Source organism: Streptomyces radicis, assembly GCF_003626575.1.
GTDB lineage: Bacteria > Actinomycetota > Actinomycetes > Streptomycetales > Streptomycetaceae > Streptomyces > Streptomyces radicis.
Window position 1 is genome coordinate 1 of sequence record NZ_RBDY01000056.1, and the last position, 14,897, is coordinate 14,897.

General features: G+C 71.8%; 16 protein-coding genes and 1 pseudogene. 10 read left to right on the top strand and 7 right to left on the bottom strand.

From position 1 onward, the window contains the following. Positions 1 to 401: pseudogene (locus D7318_RS31985) on the top strand (cupin); the annotation flags it as partial. On the opposite strand, the gene D7318_RS31990 reads toward D7318_RS31985, so the two are convergent. Beyond that, positions 359 to 1,462 carry a LacI family DNA-binding transcriptional regulator gene (locus D7318_RS31990; RefSeq protein ID WP_120700755.1) on the bottom strand — a complete coding sequence of 368 codons (1,104 nt, stop codon included), beginning with the start codon at positions 1,460 to 1,462 and terminating at the stop codon, positions 359 to 361. The pseudogene D7318_RS31985 and the gene D7318_RS31990 sit on opposite strands and share 43 nt — an antisense overlap. Positions 1,463 to 1,603: 141 nt before the next feature. Here D7318_RS31990 and D7318_RS31995 point away from each other — a divergent pair, with 141 nt between their 5' ends. After that, positions 1,604 to 2,650, top strand: a complete 1,047-nt coding sequence (locus D7318_RS31995) for a LacI family DNA-binding transcriptional regulator (RefSeq protein WP_183091706.1) — start codon at positions 1,604 to 1,606, stop codon at positions 2,648 to 2,650. A 110-nt stretch (positions 2,651 to 2,760) separates the two neighbouring features. On the opposite strand, the gene D7318_RS32000 is transcribed toward D7318_RS31995, so the two are convergent. Then, on the bottom strand, positions 2,761 to 3,588 hold the full coding sequence (locus D7318_RS32000) for a class I SAM-dependent methyltransferase (protein ID WP_230424319.1): 828 nt from the start codon (positions 3,586 to 3,588) through the stop codon (positions 2,761 to 2,763). An 89-nt stretch (positions 3,589 to 3,677) separates the two neighbouring features. Here D7318_RS32000 and D7318_RS32005 point away from each other — a divergent pair, with 89 nt between their 5' ends. From D7318_RS32005 to D7318_RS33255, 6 genes are all read left to right on the top strand, one after another. Further along, positions 3,678 to 4,394 (top strand): GntR family transcriptional regulator, encoded by a 717-nt coding sequence (locus D7318_RS32005; protein ID WP_120700757.1) that lies wholly within the window; start codon positions 3,678 to 3,680, stop codon positions 4,392 to 4,394. An 80-nt stretch (positions 4,395 to 4,474) separates the two neighbouring features. Beyond that, positions 4,475 to 4,681 (top strand): hypothetical protein, encoded by a 207-nt coding sequence (locus tag D7318_RS32550; protein WP_147437903.1) that lies wholly within the window; start codon positions 4,475 to 4,477, stop codon positions 4,679 to 4,681. A gap of 217 nt (positions 4,682 to 4,898) precedes the next feature. After that, positions 4,899 to 5,081, top strand: coding sequence for a hypothetical protein (locus D7318_RS33245; RefSeq protein ID WP_183091707.1), 183 nt, complete (start codon positions 4,899 to 4,901; stop codon positions 5,079 to 5,081). Then, complete coding sequence (locus tag D7318_RS33250) at positions 5,078 to 5,350, top strand: hypothetical protein (protein WP_183091708.1); 273 nt, start codon at positions 5,078 to 5,080, stop codon at positions 5,348 to 5,350. The genes D7318_RS33245 and D7318_RS33250 overlap by 4 nt, the downstream gene beginning before the upstream one ends. A gap of 298 nt (positions 5,351 to 5,648) precedes the next feature. Next, positions 5,649 to 6,857 (top strand): RNA-guided endonuclease InsQ/TnpB family protein, encoded by a 1,209-nt coding sequence (locus D7318_RS32015; protein ID WP_120700759.1) that lies wholly within the window; start codon positions 5,649 to 5,651, stop codon positions 6,855 to 6,857. A gap of 95 nt (positions 6,858 to 6,952) precedes the next feature. Further along, entirely contained in the window at positions 6,953 to 7,105 is a 153-nt protein-coding gene (locus D7318_RS33255) for a hypothetical protein (RefSeq protein WP_183091709.1), read from the top strand. Between the two features lie 106 nt (positions 7,106 to 7,211). On the opposite strand, the gene D7318_RS32020 is transcribed toward D7318_RS33255, so the two are convergent. Continuing rightward, on the bottom strand, positions 7,212 to 8,054 hold the full coding sequence (locus tag D7318_RS32020) for an SAM-dependent methyltransferase (RefSeq protein ID WP_120700760.1): 843 nt from the start codon (positions 8,052 to 8,054) through the stop codon (positions 7,212 to 7,214). A gap of 187 nt (positions 8,055 to 8,241) precedes the next feature. On the opposite strand from D7318_RS32020, the gene D7318_RS32025 reads away from it, so the two are divergent. After that, positions 8,242 to 8,568, top strand: a complete 327-nt coding sequence (locus D7318_RS32025) for an FKBP-type peptidyl-prolyl cis-trans isomerase (RefSeq protein ID WP_120700761.1) — start codon at positions 8,242 to 8,244, stop codon at positions 8,566 to 8,568. Between the two features lie 61 nt (positions 8,569 to 8,629). Here the strand turns inward: D7318_RS32025 and D7318_RS32030 are convergent, their stop codons facing one another. From D7318_RS32030 to D7318_RS32045, 4 genes are all read right to left on the bottom strand, one after another. After that, positions 8,630 to 9,454 carry a carbohydrate ABC transporter permease gene (locus D7318_RS32030; protein ID WP_120700762.1) on the bottom strand — a complete coding sequence of 275 codons (825 nt, stop codon included), beginning with the start codon at positions 9,452 to 9,454 and terminating at the stop codon, positions 8,630 to 8,632. Between the two features lie 31 nt (positions 9,455 to 9,485). Further along, a complete protein-coding gene (locus D7318_RS32035) occupies positions 9,486 to 9,911 on the bottom strand; it encodes a hypothetical protein (RefSeq protein ID WP_120700763.1) in 426 nt (141 codons plus the stop codon). A 19-nt stretch (positions 9,912 to 9,930) separates the two neighbouring features. After that, positions 9,931 to 10,575: an extracellular solute-binding protein gene (locus tag D7318_RS32040; RefSeq protein ID WP_183091710.1), complete on the bottom strand. Its 645-nt coding sequence runs from the start codon at positions 10,573 to 10,575 to the stop codon at positions 9,931 to 9,933. Between the two features lie 195 nt (positions 10,576 to 10,770). After that, positions 10,771 to 12,780, bottom strand: coding sequence for a glycoside hydrolase family 127 protein (locus D7318_RS32045; RefSeq protein WP_120700765.1), 2,010 nt, complete (start codon positions 12,778 to 12,780; stop codon positions 10,771 to 10,773). 326 nt (positions 12,781 to 13,106) lie between these two features. Here D7318_RS32045 and D7318_RS32050 point away from each other — a divergent pair, with 326 nt between their 5' ends. Further along, positions 13,107 to 14,084, top strand: a complete 978-nt coding sequence (locus tag D7318_RS32050; protein WP_230424321.1) for a LacI family DNA-binding transcriptional regulator — start codon at positions 13,107 to 13,109, stop codon at positions 14,082 to 14,084. Positions 14,085 to 14,897: the final 813 nt, after the last annotated feature.

A 14,897-nucleotide genomic window follows, 5' to 3' on the forward strand; every position in this document is an offset into this window, starting at 1 on the left:
TCCCGGCGAAGTCGGGGTCTGAGGCGGAGGCGGCGGCGCGCAGGCGCCGTGATCTGGCCGTCGAGGGGTTCCTCCCGCTGCGGGAGGCGTTGGCGGCCGGGGACAACGGTCCGTATCTGGAGTTCCAACGCGCCGCCGCCCGCCTGGTGCGGGTCAAGGTCCCCGCGTGGCGTGAGCTGTGGCGCGAGGGTCCCCTGGCCACCGCGCGGCGCACCGGCGACCAGCTCGACGCCCTCGAGGCGGGCGACCCGGCGTATCTGGCCGACGCCACCGCGCTCGACGCCAGCCCCAGCCGCGAGGGCGGCTACGGCATGTGCGGCCGCCGCGACGAATACGAGCTGCCCGGCACCACGCTGCCCTACACCCCGGACAAGCCGGACAAGTCAGACAATCCGGACTGACCCGGGCCCGGCGTGCTCGCGCGGAGAACGACGCCGGTCACGGCCGTCTCGGTCATCGGGGCGGCCGGACCGGCCAGCGCGAGCCGCACCGCGCGGGCGCCCATCGGGCCGAGCGGCGCCGCCACGGTCGTCAACTCCGGCGTCACATCCACGGCCATCGGGATGTCGTCGAACCCCGCGACCCCCACATCACGGCCCGGCACCACACCCGCGTCGCGCAGCGCCGACATGGCGCCGACGGCCATCACATCGGTGACCGCGACGATCGCGTCGATCCCGCCGAGCCCGCGCTCCACGAGCGCGAGCGCGCCCGCGTGGCCACCCTCGCGCGTGAACTCCCCCTCGACAACGTCCCGTTGGGCCAGCGCGATCCCCGCGTCCGCCGCCCCGCGCGCCAGCCCTTCGACCCGGTCCGCCGACGTCCGCAGCCCGGCGGGCCCGCTGATCACCGCGACGCGCCGGTAGCCGCGTTCGGCCAGGGCCACCGCCAACTGCCGCCCCGCGTCCCTGTTGTCGAGCGACACCGTGGGGAACGGCAGATCCGGCTGACTGATCAACGCCACCCGCCCGCCGCCACGTTCGAACGCCCGCAGCTCCTCGACCAGCGCCTCGCGGTGCGGGCTCTCGGCGACGCGGCTGCCCGCCACGACGATCACCCGGGGCCGCTGCCCGCGCAGCCGCCTGACGATGTCGAGCTCACGCCCCGGATCGCGGCCCGACATGGCCAACGTCAGGGTGAGCCCCGCCTCGTCGGCCGCCGCCCTGGCCCCGGCGGCCAGCAGCGAGAAATAGGGGTCGGCGATGTCGCTCACGGCCAGCGCCACCGTCGCCGTGGAGCCACGGGCGACCGCCTGCGCGGGGAAGTGCGGCGTGTAGTTGAGCCGCAGGGCCACCGCGAGCACGCGGTCGCGCGCCGCCTCGTTGACCTTGCGGCTCCCGGGGTGGATGGCCCGCGACGCGGTCGCGTACGACACCCCCGCCTCGCGCGCGACATCGCGCAGCGTCACGCGCGCGCGGGCCGCCGCACCAGGGGGTCTTCGACCGGTCGGGTCCTTCTGCACGGCACGGATGCTCTCACACCCGCGCCCCTTGAGCGCCCTCGAATGCGCCGGTCAACGGCGGGCCTTGGCCGCTCCCACCCTCCGGTAGGGTCGCGTGGCGCTGCCCGGCCGCGCGGTCGGGCCCGAAGGAGAGGAACGTTCATGCCCCAACGCCCACGCCCGACGGTCACGTTGCACGACGTGGCGCGACGGGCGGGGGTGTCGATCGCGACCGCGTCCCGGGTGCTCGGCAACAGCGCCCGCCCCGTCGGCCGGGAGCTCCAGGAGCGCGTGCTCGCCGCCGCGTCCGAGCTGCGCTATGTGCCCGACGCCGCCGCCCGCGCGATGAAGCGGGGCAGCGACGCCATCGGCCTGCTCGCCGACGACCTGACGACCCCCACGATCGCGCTCGTGGTCGCCGCGATGGAACGCGAGGCGTCAGCGGCGGGCGCGTTCGTCACCGTGTCGTCGACCGGCGGCACACCCGAGGGGCAGCTCAGGGCGATCGAGGTCTCCCGCGCCGTGCGCCCCAGGGCGCTCGTCCTCACCTCGGGGCGCATCGACGCCGCCGCGCTCGGCGGCCGACTCCTCGACGCCCTGCGCTCCTACACCGACGAGGGCGGCCACGTGGTCGTCGTGGGGGAGAGCGACCTGCCGTTCACCCGGATCGGCTTCGACGACCGGGGCGGCGCCCGCACGATCGGCGCGTGCGTCGCCCGCCACGGGCACCGCCGCGTCGCCGTACTCGGCGGCCCCGAGGGGGACTTCACCGGCGCCGAACGCGTCGCGGGCTTCCTCGACGGGCTCGCCGACCACCCCGACCCGGTCACCGATGTCCGCGTCGTGCCGTGCGAGGTCAGCCGCCGTGGCGGCCACGAGGCGACGCGCGCCCTCCTCGCCGATGGCGGTGACATCGACGCGATCCTCGCCGTCAACGACATCGTCGCGATCGGCGCCCTCGCCGCCCTCCGCGCCGCCAGGGTGCCGGTCCCCGGGCGCACGTCCGTGGTCGGGGTCGACGACATCCCGCTTGCCGCCGACGTCACGCCGCGCCTGACCACCCTCGCCCTGCCGTTCGCCCGGGTCGGCGCCGAGGCGATCCGCCGAGTCGTCGACCCCGACGCCGGACCGCACCGGCCCCTGCGGGTGGCGGGCAGACCGGTGATCCGCGAGAGCCTTGCGCCGCGCGGCGCGGCGCGGAAGCGGTGAGCCGCGCGGGTGCGGCGGGCGAGGCGTCAACTCCCGGCGCGTGCACGCCGATCCGGTGTCCACGGCGATCCGGGCCGGTGGGCGGGAGCTTTCTCGTGCCCGCGTGGGAGTCAGGGCTCGCGCCTGGCCATGCTCAGGAGATGAGAGCTGGCCGCCAGCAGCTCGGGGTACGGCTCCGCCAACCGCGCCGCGGTGAGCGCCGACGCGAACAGGTCGGAATCCGCGACGGATTCCCCGGTGTGCTGCTCCGTGGCCTTGAGCAGGGCCCATGCCGGACCCTCGACACCGAACACCTGAGCATCGGCGAACCCGGCCTCGCTCACCTCGTTCCGCAGGTCCTCACCACTGTGGAAGTACGCCGCGGTGAACGCCTTCTTCCCGTCATGTATGCGGCTGGCCAGAATGCTGGCGATGCTGTCACGCACTGATGGCTTGTGGAGATGAGCGAACGCGGTGTGCTCGAACAGCGAGGCGTAGCGGTTGATGCCTGCCGCGGCGAGCAGTCCGCCGGGTCGGAGCACGCGGTACGCCTCGCGGAGCGCGCGACGGCGGTCCGCGGCGTCGATCAGGTGGTAGAGCGGGCCGAGCAGGAGAACGACATCGTACGAAGCGTCCTCGGCGGCCAGCATCCGTGCGTCGCCCAGCTCGGCCGCGCAGCCCGGAACCAGCGCTCGTGCCTGCTCGACATGTCGGGGGACGGGGTCGACGAGCCGGACGTGGTACCCGTCTTCGATGAGCCACCGGGCGTGCGTGCCGGGACCGCCGCCGACATCCAGGACGCTGGCTGGTGGTGAGGGCAGGCCGCGGCGCAACAACTCCTGTGTCCGCAGCAGCTCCAGCTGGCCGTCCGCTGAGGAGGTCAGGCGGTCGGCCTCGGTGATCGTCTCTTGATAGAACCGCATCACTTCGGAGGCGAGTTCGGGCGGCGGTTGGGTCATGGGCGCATTCTGTCCTCCATCGTGCGGTGGGTGTAGCGGCCGGACGGTAGCCTGACCGGTCAACCTGTCAACTCGTCTCGGGACTGGCCATGGCATTGAAGTACGAACAGATCGCGGACTACCTGCGCGAGCAGATCACCGAGGGGCGGTTCCGTCCTGGTGACACGCTGCCCTCCGGCAGGGATCTCTGCGAGCAGTTCGATGTTTCGCGCGCCACTGTGGTCAAGGCGATGGATGTCCTGCGCGCGGACGGCGTGGTCGTCGCTCGGCAGGGAGCCGGGTTCACGGTGGTCCAGATGCCCGTGGCGCGCCCGGCGGGGCGTCGCGGCTCCGGGTCTCGGACTACCGGCGGTGCCGGGCCGTTCCGGCGCTTGGGGAAGCCGACCATGGAGCAGCCGCCGCAGCGGATCCGGGAGGAACTGCGCCTCGAGGACACGGACAAAGCTCTTCGTCGCGCCAGGCTGGTGCTGCTGGAAGACGGGGCTCCGCACACGGTCGTGGTCGCATGGTTCCCGCCAGACATCGCGGCCAGTTGCCCTCGGCTGGCCAATGCGGGGCCGATCGCCGAGGGGACCACCGCCTATGTGAAGCGCGTCACCGGGCGGGCACCGTCCAGCGGCGTGGACGTGTACCGGGTACGCCTGGCGTCAGCGGAGGAAGCGGAGCTACTCGAAGTCGCTCGTCCGGCCGCTGTCGCCGTGACGATGCACACGGCGGTTGACGCGAATGGCCCGCTGGTCTGCGAGGAGGGAGTCACGCCAGCCGACCTCTGGGAGTTGACGGATCGCTACCCGATGGGGTCATGATGTTGCGATCCTCTTGACTGGACCGGTCAACCGGGCCAGTCTGGTCCCGTCATCACCCATTCCAACAGAGTGAGTTGCTGATGGTGACTACACCTGACGAGATCAGCTGGCTGCCGGGACACCCCGAACATCTGCCGCCCGCGCCGCCGCCGCTTGACGACGATCCGCCGATGACGGTGATCGTCGGGCGGGATTGTCCGCCCGCGATGCCGCTCGACCTGTGTCTCGGCTGCCGCGACCGCGTTCCGTCGCTGGCGACGCATGTGTGTTCCGGTGGTGGGTCGTGAGCGGGTGCTGTGTGTCGTGTCGGGCGGTGGTGCCGCCGTTGACGGTGGTGGCGGTGCATCATGCCGGGTCGGGGGGTGGGTGGGTGCATCGCGCGTGCGCGAGCTGCCTGGTGCGCGAGCGGTTGATCCCGTTGACCTTTCACCCGCTCACGCATGACGGGACGCGGCTGACGTACCCGGAGATCGTTCCCGGTGAACTGGTCGCCACCTCGCGCCGTTGGGCGAGTCACCCGCGCTCGCCGCCCCGGTCGGGCGGCTGCTGGCCGCCGTGGCCCGCACGAAGGACCGCACGCTCGACGCCGACGCGCTGCACGCCGCCCACGACGACGCCCGCGCCGCGGTCGCGCGGCTGCGGGAGGTCGCGCGGCGGGGGTGCGACGCCGTTCGGGAGGCGCGGTGAACGGCGCCATCGATTTCTCCCTCCGCGACCCCGACCGTGGCAAGGACCAACCGGTGAACGGCCGGTGCTGGCTGGGCTGCGACCCGCAGACCGTTCAGCCGGTGGTCTGGATCGGACCCGTGTCCGTCTCGGGCCCGGATGGGATCGCGACCGCGCCCGCCTATGCCTGCCCCCGCTGCGTGCGCCGCCTGTACGCCATGGCCCGCGCGGACGAGAGCGAACGCGACCGCCCGCCGCACCTGACCGAACGGCCGCACCACCACCCCTGACCCCCGCCCCATCACGATGAGCTTCCGGAGTCCGCCATCTTCCGGCCCCACCGCCACCCCGTGCACCGCATCGAGGTCACCTCGACATCGATCCTCACCGGAGATGTTCTCACCATCGGCGAGCGCCACTTCAAGGTCATCTGGTCTCCTTGGTGGATACTCCGGCGTTCAGGCCGGGGAGGAACCGAGGCTCCTGCGGAGCAGGGCGGGGAAAGGCGAATCGCCGTCGGGGCGATTCGGCGTCCACGGCCACCGGTCGACACCCTTGGGTCACATGGGGGTTGATAGGTTGTGAGGTATGGCGCGGCAGGTCAAGCGGGCGTTCAGGTACCGCTTCTACCCCACGGACGGGCAGGCGGCCGAGCTGTCGCGCACGTTCGGCTGCGTCCGTCTCGTGTACAACAAGGCGCTGGAGGAACGCACCCGGGCCTGGTACGGCGAGCAGCGCCGCGTCTCCTACGCGCAGTCCTCCGCCGCGCTGACGGAGTGGAAGAAGACCGGGGAGCTCGCCTTTCTGGGCGAGGTGTCCTCCGTCCCGCTCCAGCAGGCCCTGAGGCATCTCCAAACGGCCTTCACCAACTTCTTCGCCAAGCGCGCCGGGTACCCGCGCTACAAGTCCCGGAAGAAGTCGCGCGCGTCGGCCGAGTACACCCGCAGCGCCTTCACATGGCGCGATGGACAACTGACACTCGCGAAAATGAGGGAGCCCCTGGACATCCGCTGGTCGCGTCCACTGCCCCAGGGGGCGGAGCCGACCACCGCGACCGTCTCCCGCGACGCGGCGGGCCGCTGGTTCGTGTCCCTGCTGTGCGAGGACATCATGGTCCCGGCCCCGGCGACCACGAACGCGGTCGGTGTCGACGCGGGCATCACCTCCCTGGTGACCCTGTCCACCGGGGAGAAGATCGCCAATCCCCGGCACGAGCGGCGTGACCGTACGCGCCTGGCCCGCGCGCAGCGGGAGTTGTCCCGTAAGGCGAAGGGCTCGGCCAACCGTGAGAAGGCCCGCCGGAAGGTGGCCCGGGTCCATGCGCGGATCGCCGACCGGCGCCGGGACTTTCTCCACAAACTCACCACTCGGCTCGTCCGTGAGAACCAAACGGTCGTGATCGAGGACCTCACCGTCCGCAACCTGCTGAAGAACGGGCGTCTCGCGCGCGCCATCTCGGACGCGGCCTGGACGGAGCTTCGCTTCATGCTGGAGTACAAGTGCGCCTGGTACGGGCGTGACCTCGTGGTGATCGACCGATGGTTCCCCAGCTCGAAGCTGTGCGGGGCCTGCGGCACGGTCCGCGGGAAACCGCCGCTGAACGTCCGCGTGTGGACGTGCGAGTGCGGCGCGGTGCATGACCGTGACGTGAACGCGGCACGCACCATCCTGGCCGCCGGGCTGGCGGCAGCAGCCTGTGGAGACGGTGTAAGACCTCAACGGGAGTCCTCCCGGACAAGGCGGTCGTCGATGAAACAGGAACCCCAGCGGGCGACCGCTGGAACCCCCCGCCTTTAGGCGGGGGAGGAAGTCAAATCGATGAACCATGTCCACGGAGGGGTGAGGCTGCGACTCACCTCGGGCCACCTGTTCGTCTGGGCCGTGGCACCACCGTGACCGTCTGGCGCGCCGACCCACCAGGGCTGCGACCGCGTTCCTTCTGGGACGCCGCCCTGCGCCACGACGGGCAGTCGCTCACCATCAACGCCACCACCGTCCTGTGGGCCGCCCGCTGGGCGCCTTACCACCGGCGGGGAATCCGTTGAGCGGGAGGGGGCGGCCGTGGAAGCGGCCGCCCCCTCCGTGCCGTGGCCGGTCAGACGGTCGTCGGCCCGAGCTGCCGGTGCTGCGCGCTCGAGCACGTGTACTGGATCAGGCGGGCGCCGTCGGCAGGGCCTTGCGCGCCAGGCCGCCATGGCAGGCGACGGGGTCGGGGAGGCCGAAGGGGAGGACGCCGGGCCTCCACCGGGAGCAGGTGACGACGCCGGGTTCGAGGAGGTCGAGGCCGTCGAAGAACCGGGTGATCTGCTCCGGGGTGCGGGGCGTGTAGGGGGTGACGCCGTTGCCCCGGTTGTGGCGGCTGATCGCCTCGACATAGGCGGGGTCGGTCGTGGAGCCGTCGTTGAGGCCGAGGAAGCTGCCGGGGGCGAGGGCGTCGAGCAGGCGGGCGGTGACGGAACGGGCCTGGTCGAAGTCGGGCACCAGGCCGAGGATGCCCATGAGCATGAGGCCGACGGGCTTGTCGAAGTCGAGGGTGCGGGCCGCCTCCTCGAGGATGAGCTCCGGGTCGCGCACGTCGGCGTGCACGTAGTCGCACGCGCCCTCGGGTGTGCTGGTGAGGAGCGCGTGGGCGTGCACGAGGACGAGCGGGTCGTTGTCGACGTAGACGATGCGGCTCTCGGGCGCGATGCGCTGGGCGACCTCGTGCGTGTTGTCGAAGGTGGGCAGGCCCGTGCCGATGTCGAGGAACTGGCGTATGCCCTCCTCCTCCGCCAGGTGGCGCACGACGCGGCCGATGAACGCCCGGGAGTGACGGGTGAGTTGGACCATGCCAGGGAACACGGCCGCGACCCGGTCGCCCGCGTCGCGGTCGGCCTGGTAGTTGTCCTTCCCGCCGAGCAGGTAGTTCCAGATGCGTGCGGAGTGGGGCACGGAGGCGTCGATCGTGGGGACGGCCTTCGGGGCGTCGTCGTCCGGCTCGGGCTGGTCGGTCATCGGGCGTCTCCTCGTCGGTGGGCCGGTGCTGTGGTGACGAGGCGTAGGTTACGCACCCGTGTGCGAGGGGTGTGTGTCGGGCGGGGGCGGCCACGGAGGGCCCGGTGCGCCGGTCCGGGGCCGGGGCGCCTCTCGGTCGGCACGGTAAGTAGTGTGGTCGCTGATCATCTAGCGGAAGGCGGCACGCATGGGTGTCACGTTGGAACGCCTGTCTCCCGGAGACGGCCAGAGCTTCCCCAAGCCGGGGGACACGGTGCGGATTCACTATGTCGGGACCCTCGAGGACGGCACGAAGTTCGACTCGTCCCGCGATCGTGGGGCCCCGTTCGTGACGCAGATCGGCGTCGGCAAGGTCATCAAGGGGTGGGACGAGGGCGTGCCCCAGCTGTCGGTCGGGGAGAAGGCGACCCTGATCTGCACCCCGGATTACGCGTATGGGAGCCGGGGTTTTCCTCCCGTCATTCCCGCCGATGCCACGCTTCGGTTCGAGGTCGAGCTCATCGCGATCGACTGAGCGTGTCGCGCGGTGCGCCCATGTCCCGCATGGGCCGCCGCCGACACCGCGCACCGGGGCCCTACTTGACCGACCCCGCCACCAACCCCCTGACGTAGTACCGCTGAAGAATGAGGAAGATCACCGCGCACGGCACCATCGTGACGAGGACCCCCGCCTCGAGCACGCCCCAGTTGATGCTGCCCAACTGCCCCGAGGCCAGCGCGGAAAGGAAGATCGGCAGGGTGAACTTCGCCTCGTCGGACAGCAGGACGAGCGCGGCCAGGAACTCGTTCCAGGCGGAGAAGAACGCGAACAGCGCCACCGACACCGCGCCGGGCCGCACCACGGGAAGCAGCACCCGCCACAGCGCGGACAGGCTCGAACAGCCGTCGATCTGGGCGGACTCGGGCAGCGTCTCGGGGATCTGCTGGAACGAGTTCCGCATCAGGAAGACGGAGATCGGCAGTTGGAACGTCGCGTAGACGAACACCAGGCCGATCAACGAGTTCTGGAGGTGCAGGGAGCGCAGCACCATGTAGAGCGGTGTGAGGATCGCCTGGAACGGGATCATCATGCACAGCAGCACCGTCACGAACAGCGGCTCGCGCAGCGGGAATCGGAAGCGCGCGAAGCCGTAGCCCGCCAGCGTGGCCACGACGACGGTCAGCAGCACCGTTCCGCACGAGACGAGGAACGTGTTGGCGACATAGCGCCACAGCCCCGCACGGCTCTCGGTCAGCGCGGCGAAGTTCTCGGTGGAGACGCCGTCGGGCAGGTAAGCGGGCGGGCTCGCGGCGGCCGCCTCCGGACTCTTGATGACGGTGACGAGCAGCGCCACGAGCGGCAGCAGGAACATCACCGCGATGAGCGAGCACACCGTCCAGGTGAACGCGGTGGCGGACATCGGCTCTCCGATCGGTGGACGGGCGGGCGGCTCAGTCGCGGTCGCGCAGCAGGAAGAGCTGGACACCGTTGACGATCAGCAGAAGCACCAGGAGCAGCACGGAGAGCGCGGACCCGTAGCCGAGCTGGAAGTTGGCGAACGTGCTGTTGTAGATCCAGTGGACGACGGTGAGCGTCTCGTTGCCCGGGATGGCCGCGTAGTTGTCGAGCCCCGTCCACTCGGGGGTGCCGAGCAGCGGCCAGCGGTGGAACGACATCCACACCGTCATGCCGAGCGGCCACAGGAAGAACACGCCGACGAGCAGCAGCGCGGGGCTGATCAGCAGCAGCCCGGTCAGTGAACGGCGGCGGGCCAGCGCCCCGTTGGCGCGCGAGGAGCCCCTGCGGCGAACGCGGGCCGTGACGGTGGTCGAGGGTGCGGGTGCGGCGGCGACGCTGCCGCCGGGAGAGCGATTCATGGGATTCTCCCTGGGCGGCTCAGCCGCGGGACAGGATGTTGGCCATGGCGTCCTGGGCCTCCGAGACGGCGTCGTCCACGCTGTCCGGACTCTCCCCGAAGACGCCTTGCGCGATCATGGTCACCCAGGGCGACGTGCTCGCGTTGAAGAGAGCGTTCTCCTGGACGCTGCGAATGGTGCGCCCGTTGACCATGGCCTCGCCGAGCACGGCGTACTCGGGGCCCCGGTCGCTGTAGGGGCCGAGGGTCACATCGGCGTGCACGGGCACGGTGCCCACCTCGGACATCATCTGCTGGGTGTCGGCCTCGACCGCCCATTCGAGGAACCGCCAGGCGACGTCCGGGTGTTCGGAGTCGCTCGTGACGGCGATGTCGTCACCGCCCGCGAACGACGAACTCCCGCCGTCCGGGCCAGGGATGGGCGTGACCCCGAAGTCCAGGTCCGGATAGGTGGACCCCAGCTCCTCAAGCGAGAACGAGCCGCTCGGGTACATGCCGACGCTGCCACCGCCGAAGAGGGTCAGGGCCTGCGCCTCCGAGTCGGCCGCGGACTGCGGCGTCGCGAGGTCCTCGTGCCAGAGCGTGCGGTACAGCTCCAACGCCTGGGCCACGGCCGGGTCTTCGCCGACCACGGGCCGCTCGTCGCCCGCCTCGCCCTCGACCACCGGTCGACGACCTCGCCCTTGAACCCCTGCTGGTCGGAGCGCGCCCACAGGCTGAGCGTCACGGGCCCGCCCGGGTCGCCCCCGCCGCGGCAGCCGGTGGCCGCGGCGAGGGCGCACCCGGTCAGCAGCGCCGCGAGGAACCGCCCCCACCGTCCGCCGCGCGCCCGGGGCGAACGCCGCGGCGGGGGCCGACGTTCACCGGACCGAGCCGTTCGGCGCGGCGGGCCCGCCAGGGTCGGCGAGGGCGGGATCGCTGCCGATGACCGGCAGCCAGACCCGCATCGCGCCCTGCTCGCGGTGGCCCCACAGGTGGTAGGGAATCGCGGTGAACTCCCGTGCCGCGCCCGCTCGTTCGGCCTGATCCCGCTCGCCGCTCGCCGGGCCGTAGGGCCACCAGTCCAGGCCCAGCACCGGCGGCGGCGTCACGGCCGCCCCCGTGACCGTGACGACGCCGTCGAGCAGCCCGGGCTCCGCGGTCTCGCGCAACGGGACGGCCGGGTCGATCCGCAGGTCGTCGAGCGCGGTGCCCGCGGGATGGTCGGCCAGCTCGGTGCAGTAGACAAGCGGTCCACGTTCGATGGCGAGGCAGCCGCGCAGCGCGTCGGCGCGTGAGGGCGGCGCGGTCAGCCGGGGCGCCAGGTCGAGGTCGAGCACGACTGTGTCGCCGGTCCGCCAGCGGCGCCGGATCCGCAGCCAGCCCTCGCTCTCCGCGTCCGCGCCCACGCGTTCGCCCGCCGCGTTCGCCGTCCAGCGCCCCGCCGCCCAGTGCGGAACGCGCAGCGTCAACGTCCGGTCGGCGTCCGGGCTCCCGGTGACGGTGACCTCGATCCGCCCGCGCCAGGGGTAGTCGGTGGCGACCTCGACGGCGAGCCCTTCCGCCGCGTAGGAGCCGGTCGCGTACTGGTGGACGACCAGCCCTTCGCCGTCGCTCGCGGTCAGGTAGTGCGGCAGCGAGGAGAGCAGCCGCATCACGTTGGGCGGGCAGCAGGCGCAGTGGAACCAACGCGTGCGGAACGCCCCGCGGTCCCCGCCCCAGGGCACGTAACCATCCCTGACATGCAGGGGGTTGACATAGGAGTAGTGCTCGCCGTCGAGCGCGACGCCGGCGAGAAAGCCGTTGAACAGCACCCGTTCCAGGTGGTCGGCGTAGCGGGCCTTGCCGGTGGCCAGCAGCAGCCGCCAGCTGAGCATCGCCGAGGCGATGGCCGCACACGTCTCGGTGTAGGCGCGCTCCGACGGCAGCTCGTACGGGTCGCCGAACGCCTCGTCGGTGTGCCGCGACCCCAACCCGCCCGTCAGATAGGTCTTTTCGGCCGCCATCTCCTCCCAGCAGCGCTCGGCGGCGGCCAGCAGCGACGCGTCGCCGGTCTCCGCGTACACGTCGACGACCCCGGCGAGCAGATAGAGCTGCCGCACCGCGTGCCCGGCCACCGCGTCGGCCTCCCGCACCGGCACATGGTCCTGCCAGTAGCGGCTCCCGAAGCGGCCCTCGGGCACCAGCCCATGGCCGCGGCGGTCCACGAAGTACCGTGCCAGCTCCAGGTATCGGCGCTCCCCGGTGACGCGGAACAGCTCCACCAGGGCCGTCTCGATCTCCGGGTGGCCGCACACCCCGTCGACGCGGCCCTCGCCCGTGCCGAAGACCGCGTCGATGTGGTCGGCGAACTTCCGGGCGATGGCCAGGAGTTCGGTGCGGCCCGTGGCCCGCGTGTGCGCGACGGCCGCCTGGATGAGATGTCCGGCGCAGTACAGCTCGTGGCCCCACTCCAGCTCCTGCCAGCGCCGGTCGGGGCGGACCACCTGGTAGAAGGAGTCGAGATAGCCGCTCGGCTCCTGCGCGTCCGCGAGCAGCTCGGTCACCTCGGCGAACAGTCCCGCGAGCTCGGCGGACTCGGCGGCCCCCGTGCCCGGGTCGCCGAGCTGCCAGGCCACCGCCTCGAGCCACTTGTACACGTCGGAGTCGAGGAACGGCAGGGTGTTGACGTACTTGCCCGTCGCGGTCCCCGCCGCCAGGCGCAGATTGTGCAGATTGCCCGCCTCGATCAGCCGCTGGTGACCCGCGGGGACGCTGGTGGCCGCGTTCACCGAGCGGCGGGCGTGCCAGAACCCCCCGGTGACCCGGGCGGCGGCCACGGGGCGCAGCGTCGTGGCGGAGGAGTCGGTCGGCAGGAGGGGTCCGGAGAGTTGGCCGGTGCTGGCGGTCATTGCGGATGCTCCCTGAGGGTGCTCGGCTCGTCGCGGAGGGGGATCGGGCAACTGAAGGAAAACGGTTGCCTCCCTCGGCTCCTGGAATCTAGGGCTCCCCTGATCGGTGGGTCAAGGGGTCTGCGCGGAGTATGATCCTGCGATGCCGGTGGCGCGTTACCATGTGCCACCCACAGGAGCGGAACGGCCCACGGCTGTGGGGGGAGGGAGCAGGAAAAGGGTTGTCCGAAACCGATCTCACAGAGTCAGGCGCCAGGGGGCGCGATGCGCGGGCCGCCGACGCGGGGCGGCGCGACCCTGGCGGCGCGCGGCGCGCGCGGGTCACCATCGCCGATGTGGCCGCGCTCGCCGGGGTGTCGGTCGGCACGGCGTCCAAGGCGTTGAACAACCGCGGCAAGCTCCGCGAGGAGACCCGCGCCAGGGTGGCGGAGGCGGCGCGGCGGCTGGGCTTCAGGCCCAACGAGATGGCCCGCAGCCTGCTGAGCGGGCGCAGCTTCACCGTGGGGCTGCTGACCACGGACCACGTGGGGCGTTTCAGCCTGCCGGTCCTGCTCGGCGCCGAGGACGCGCTGGGCGCGGGGGAGATCTCGGTCTTCCTGTGCGACACCAGGGGCGACGCCATCAGGGAGCGGCACCATCTCAAGGCGTTGGCGTCCCGCCGCGTGGACGGCCTGATCGTGGCGGGTCGGCGCACCGATCCCCGGCCGCCGCTGCGGCAGTTCCTCGATGTGCCCGTGGTCTACGCGATGGCGCCCTCCACGAGCGAGGACGACATGTCGGTGGCTCCCGACGAGCGGCAGGGCGCGCGGGACGCGGTGCGCCACCTGATCGCCGCGGGCCGCACGCGCGTCGCGCACATCACGGGCCCGGCCCGCCACCACTCCTCGCAGGCCAGGGCGGACGCCTTCAGGGAGGCCCTGGCGGAGGCCGGGCTCGAACCCGCGGGCGGCCACGTCCTGTTCGGTGAGTGGAACGAGCCATGGGGCCGCCAGGCCGTGCAGCACATCCTGCACGCGGAGCCGCGCTGCGACGCGGTGTTCTGCGGCAGCGACCAGATCGCCAGGGGCGCCGCGGACAGCCTGCGGGAGCTGGGAAAGCGCGTTCCCGAGGACATCGCGCTGGTCGGCTTCGACAACTGGGACGTCATGTCGACGGCCTGCCGCCCGCCGCTCACCACGGTCGACATGGAGCTGAGCGAGCTCGGCCGCGCCGCGGCCGTCCGCCTGCTCGAGGCGATCGACGGCCAACCCCGGCCCGGCACCCGGTACTTGCCCTGTCGCCTGGTGATACGCGACTCGGCGTGAGGCGTTCGGAAGGGGAACGGGAAATTCGAGGTCTCCAGGTCCCGGGCCACGGAGAACGAGGGACAGGCCGCGGTCGGGCCGTCCCACTCGGCCGCCAGGGCGAACTCGCGCGGGGCGCCGTCCACGGAGAGATCCGTCCGGGTCTCGTACTCGGTCAGCCAACGGGCCGTGCCCTCCGCCGCCCCCTGGCCGTTCGCCGTGATGCGCCAGCGGATCTCCCGGTCCTCGCGCCCCTCGGGGACCGAGAGGTGCGGGGCGCCCCGCAGCCCCGAGACATGCGTCAGGTGCGGTGTTGGGGCGGCTACTGGCTGGACGTCCTCCCGTTCGCCGTCTGCCGAACGTCGGTTGTGGGGCGGTGCGGGTTACCGATGGCACCTACGGGGGAGGGGGCGTCGGGTGTGCGGCCGTCTCGGTAACCGGTTGGCTTGCGGGTGTCTGGGACCGTTCGCCATACGGGCGCGGCCGCTTGCGGTGGTCTTTGGCCGGTTTGCCGGTGGTCGGTTGCGGTGGCGCGCACCCTTCGGGCCTGCCCTGGCCGCCGCTCTCGTCGTTCACCGCGCGCACGTTGAGCTGATGTAGCGGGCCGGTGCTTATCCGCCGCTTACAGGGGGTCGGGGTCTCTTCTGAAACGGGGCACGTTCTGTTCAACACAAAGTGTGCGCCGTTTCACAAGGGCATCCGCCCCAGCGTAAGCTTGTTCTTTTTCTTCTGGCCTCGAACGGTGTCCCGAACGTGGTCACTCACCTGGGCATTCGCCTGACATGAGGGCGGCCTTCGTCTGATCCTGTGCTCCGTCACGAGGAGAACCAGTCG

What these genes read in the sequence shown, in the direction of transcription:
- D7318_RS31995 (WP_183091706.1), top strand. Translation starts at nt 1,604, where the DNA reads ATGCCCCAACGCCCACGCCCGACGGTCACGTTGCACGACGTGGCGCGA.
- D7318_RS32000 (WP_230424319.1), bottom strand. Translation starts at nt 3,588, where the DNA reads ATGACCCAACCGCCGCCCGAACTCGCCTCCGAAGTGATGCGGTTCTAT.
- D7318_RS32005 (WP_120700757.1), top strand. Translation starts at nt 3,678, where the DNA reads ATGGCATTGAAGTACGAACAGATCGCGGACTACCTGCGCGAGCAGATC.
- D7318_RS32550 (WP_147437903.1), top strand. Translation starts at nt 4,475, where the DNA reads ATGGTGACTACACCTGACGAGATCAGCTGGCTGCCGGGACACCCCGAA.
- D7318_RS32015 (WP_120700759.1), top strand. Translation starts at nt 5,649, where the DNA reads ATGGCGCGGCAGGTCAAGCGGGCGTTCAGGTACCGCTTCTACCCCACG.
- D7318_RS32020 (WP_120700760.1), bottom strand. Translation starts at nt 8,054, where the DNA reads ATGACCGACCAGCCCGAGCCGGACGACGACGCCCCGAAGGCCGTCCCC.
- D7318_RS32025 (WP_120700761.1), top strand. Translation starts at nt 8,242, where the DNA reads ATGGGTGTCACGTTGGAACGCCTGTCTCCCGGAGACGGCCAGAGCTTC.
- D7318_RS32030 (WP_120700762.1), bottom strand. Translation starts at nt 9,454, where the DNA reads ATGTCCGCCACCGCGTTCACCTGGACGGTGTGCTCGCTCATCGCGGTG.
- D7318_RS32035 (WP_120700763.1), bottom strand. Translation starts at nt 9,911, where the DNA reads ATGAATCGCTCTCCCGGCGGCAGCGTCGCCGCCGCACCCGCACCCTCG.
- D7318_RS32045 (WP_120700765.1), bottom strand. Translation starts at nt 12,780, where the DNA reads ATGACCGCCAGCACCGGCCAACTCTCCGGACCCCTCCTGCCGACCGAC.